At 48.9% G+C, this 1,277-nt stretch carries 2 protein-coding genes; both read left to right on the forward strand.

What is annotated here, in order from left to right; translation table 11 throughout:
* The first annotated feature begins 99 nt into the window (after positions 1-99).
* On the forward strand, positions 100-513 hold the full coding sequence (locus DWV53_RS15255; RefSeq protein ID WP_118155459.1) for a plasmid mobilization protein: 414 nt from the start codon (positions 100-102) through the stop codon (positions 511-513).
* On the forward strand, positions 510-1,277 hold a 768-nt coding region (locus DWV53_RS15260), incomplete at its 3' end, for a relaxase/mobilization nuclease domain-containing protein (protein WP_118155461.1). The genes DWV53_RS15255 and DWV53_RS15260, both read left to right, overlap by 4 nt.

The following is a 1,277-nucleotide window of genomic DNA, read 5'->3' on the forward strand; positions in this document are numbered from 1 at the left end:
TTGGGAACCCCAAAACGCCTCGCTCCACCATGAGGGCGGAGAAATTTTGCTCCCGACGGTCGCAGAAAGTGGGTGTACCAACTATAAACAGTGTATCGAATGACAAACGTACAGGAACAAGACAAGAGAAAGGGCGGAAGACCGCCCACGGGCAGGGTTCGCAAGCAGTCGAAGTCTGTCACGGTGAAGTTCTCGAAGCCAAGCTACGAGGCATTGAAGCTGAGGGCAAGAAAAGCTAACCGCAAGTTGGCGGAGTACATTCGTGAGTCCGCCTTGAACGGCGAGGTGGTCAGCGGACACAACGCAGAGACGGTAGCCATCGCTAAGAGTCTCATTGGCATGGCGAACAATCTCAACCAACTTACCAAGCTGTCGCATCAGAGAGGTTTCCATGAAACCCATGTATATGTGGTGGACTTGTTGAGAAGATTGAAAGCCATCCTTGGTGAGTATCGCCAAGCAAGTTCTAAACCGAAGCCAAGCAGTATGGGCAGAAAGGAGGATACCACATGATAGGCAAGCTAAAGAAAGGTGCATCCTTTGGTGGTTGCGTCCGCTATGTGACAGGCAAGGACGAGGCGAAAATCATCGTCTCGGATGGTGTGTTACTCGGCACGAATGCCGAGATAACGCAAAGTTTCGAGCTACAGAGGCAGCTAAATCCAAGGATTAAGAAGCCTGTGGGACACATTGCATTGAGCTTCAAACCAGAGGACAAGCCACGCTTGACGGATGAGTTCATGGCTAAGATAGCCCTTGAATACATGCGGATGATGGGCATTACCGATACCCTATTCATTATCGTAAGGCATCACAACACGTACAATCCACATTGTCATATCGTGTATAACCGCATCAACAATGAGGGCAAACTCATATCTGAAGCCCACGATTACAGGCGTAATGAGCAAGTGACCAAGGCTCTAAAATCCAAGTATGGGCTGACCTACGGAACGGACAAGAGCAAGACTAGCACTCGCAAATTGCGCAATGCGGAGCGTGCAAAATACGAGATTCACAATGCAGTCAAAGATGCCTTAAAAGTTGCAGATAGCTGGCAGAAGTTCAAGAATGAACTGTCAAAACGAGGTGTTCGCTTGGAGCTTGTCTATAAGGACAAGGAGAGAAGCAAGGTACAAGGCATCCGATTCTGTAAGGACGGATATAGCTTCAAGGGTACGCAGATTAGCCGAGAATACAGCTTTGTCAAGTTGGATGCAAGACTTGGCACAGAGTATAATCGTGTATCGCCAAGAGCCGAATCTATGCAGGGAGGA

Source organism: Segatella copri (genome assembly GCF_003465495.1).
Lineage (GTDB): Bacteria > Bacteroidota > Bacteroidia > Bacteroidales > Bacteroidaceae > Prevotella > Prevotella copri_G.